Raw genomic sequence first — 2380 nt, forward strand, 5'->3', positions numbered from 1 at the left:
CCCTGGGAGTGGCCGAATGGCGAAAGCGGATTTCAGTCCGATTGCGGACACGACGCGACGCGCCGAGATCGTCGCGCTGTTGCGGCGTGCGATCCTGACCGGGCAGCTCGCACCCGGCCAGAAGCTCAACGAGCTGCGGATTTCCGAACAGATGCGGGTCAGCCGCGCGCCGTTGCGCGAGGCAATGCGCGAACTGGTCCAGGAAGGCATCCTGACCAGCATCCCCTATGCCGGCACCTTCGTCATCGAGGTCACAGCCAAGGACATCGACGATGCCTATTCGTTCAACAAGGTGATGGACGAGCTGGCCATCGAGCGGGCGTGGCCGCTGCGCGACCAGCGCTTCTTCGACGAGCTCGACCGGCGTCACGAAGCCGTGAAGCAGGCGACCCGTGCGTTGGACACGACACGCCAAATCGAAACCGCGCTGCAACTGCATGGCCTGATCTACGAATGGGCCGACAATTCGGTGCTGCTGGAAACCTGGCAGCGGCTGACCAGCCGGCTGCAGATGTATTTTGCGCTCCACCAGCATGCCCGCAATGAGCCGGTGCCGGCCGAAGACGTTCACGAAACCTATGTGCGGTTGCTGAAGGGCAAGGACATGCGTGCAGCCCAGCGCCATGCCAGGGAGCACATCGATCTCGATTTCGAGGAGTTGCTTGCCTATGCGCGCGGCCTCGAACAACGCCCGTCGAGGGGCGCCTGACCCGTTCCCCACCATCACAGACAGCGGACAAGACACGTGCAGATCGAAACCATCAAGGCCTACCATGTCGTGCAGCCCTTCGTGGACGGGCCATACCGCATGTCGAAGGGGCGCGAGGCCGACGCTTTCGACGCGGTGATCGTGTCCATTGCATCAGACAGCGGTATCACCGGCTGGGGCGAGATGGCGCCGCTCGGCAATTTTTACTCGGCAGCCTTCCCGGCCGGCGTTCGCGCCGGCGTGGTCGAGATCGCGCCGCATCTGATCGGCCATGATCCGCGCGGACTAGCCAACATCGGCCGGCTGATGGACACGGTGTTCAAGGGTCATCCCTACATCAAGTCGGCGCTCGACATGGCCTGCTGGGATCTGGCGGGGCGCGCCGCCGACGTGCCGCTGGTAACGCTGCTCGGCGGCAAGGAAAGCGACACCGCAGAACTCTACAAGGTCGTCACGCACGGCAGCGTCGACGCCATGGCCGCGCTGGCCAAGCGCATCGTCAAGGACGGCTTCCACCGGCTACAGGTCAAGGTCGGCGGCAATGTGCATGACGACATCGAGCGTGTCACCGCGGTCGCCGCCTCGGTGCCGAAAGGCACGGTCATCTTCTGCGACGCCAATGCCGGCTGGACGCCCTATCAGGCGCGCCAGTTCGCCGACGCCACGCGCGCCATCGACTACACGTTCGAGCAGCCCTGCACCACGATCGACGAGAACATGTCGGTGCGCCGCATGCTCGACAAACCGATGGTGCTCGACGAATCCGTCACCTCGCTCGAGGCGATGCTGGAAATTCATCGCCTGGGTGCGGCCGACGGGCTGACCCTGAAGATCTCGCGCCTTGGCGGCGTGACGAAGACGCGCCAGATCCGCGACGTTGCCGTCGACCTCGGCTTCATGATCACGGTCGAGGACACGGGCGGCGCCGAGATCGACACCGCGGCCATGGCGCATCTGTCGCTGTCGACGCCGGAAGAGCGCCGGCTGCATGCCATCGCCTTCCATGAATGGGTGACGGTGCGCACGGCGTCGAACATGCCGCCGGTCACCGGCAGCCGCATGGGCATTCCGGACGGACCGGGCCTCGGCATCGACGTCGTTCCCGACCTGCTGGGCAAGCCTTTCTTCGAGGTCGGCCGCTGAGATGAAGATCCGCAGCATCAAAGCCACGCCGATCAATCTGCGCCTCGAAGCACCCTATGCCTGGGTGTTCGGCGAACTCGACGGATTTTCGCCGACCATTGTTGAAGTCGAGACCGAGGATGGCTTGATTAGCCTCGGCGAAGCGCCGACGCCAGCGGCGGCCGCGATTATCAACGATGTCCTGGCGCCACGGCTGGTCGGCCGCGATGCCTTCGACATCGCCGGCGCCGAGCATGTCTGCCTGCCCTTTTGGACCGGCGTGCAGTCGATCAACGACCGCACCCGCATCATGGCCTTCGGCGCCATCGAGATGGCGTTGTGGGACCTGCGCGGCAAGGCGTGGAACCAACCGCTCTACCAGTTGCTTGGCGGCGCTGTGCGCAAGGATATCCCGTTCACCGACTATTTTTCGCTGCGCGGTGATGGACCAAAGGTGAAGGGCGAGACGACGCCGGAAGAAGTCGCCGATTATTGCGTCGAATTGCACGAGACGCATGGAACGACCTTCTTCGAAGGCAAGTTCTCGAC

General features: G+C 64.2%; 3 protein-coding genes. All 3 read left to right on the plus strand.

The features are described 5' to 3' along the window. The first annotated feature begins 16 nt into the window (after positions 1 to 16). Positions 17 to 709 (plus strand): GntR family transcriptional regulator, encoded by a 693-nt coding sequence (locus EN893_RS29385; RefSeq protein WP_023808713.1) that lies wholly within the window; start codon positions 17 to 19, stop codon positions 707 to 709. 36 nt (positions 710 to 745) lie between these two features. Next, the gene (locus tag EN893_RS29390) at positions 746 to 1852 is read left to right on the plus strand and encodes a mandelate racemase/muconate lactonizing enzyme family protein (protein ID WP_127268582.1); all 1107 of its coding nucleotides are present in this window, start codon (positions 746 to 748) and stop codon (positions 1850 to 1852) included. A gap of 1 nt (position 1853) precedes the next feature. Continuing rightward, on the plus strand, positions 1854 to 2380 hold a 527-nt coding region (locus EN893_RS29395), incomplete at its 3' end, for a mandelate racemase/muconate lactonizing enzyme family protein (RefSeq protein WP_164901210.1).

The organism is Mesorhizobium sp. M7A.F.Ca.CA.004.04.2.1 (assembly GCF_004022825.1).
In the GTDB taxonomy this organism is placed as follows: domain Bacteria; phylum Pseudomonadota; class Alphaproteobacteria; order Rhizobiales; family Rhizobiaceae; genus Mesorhizobium.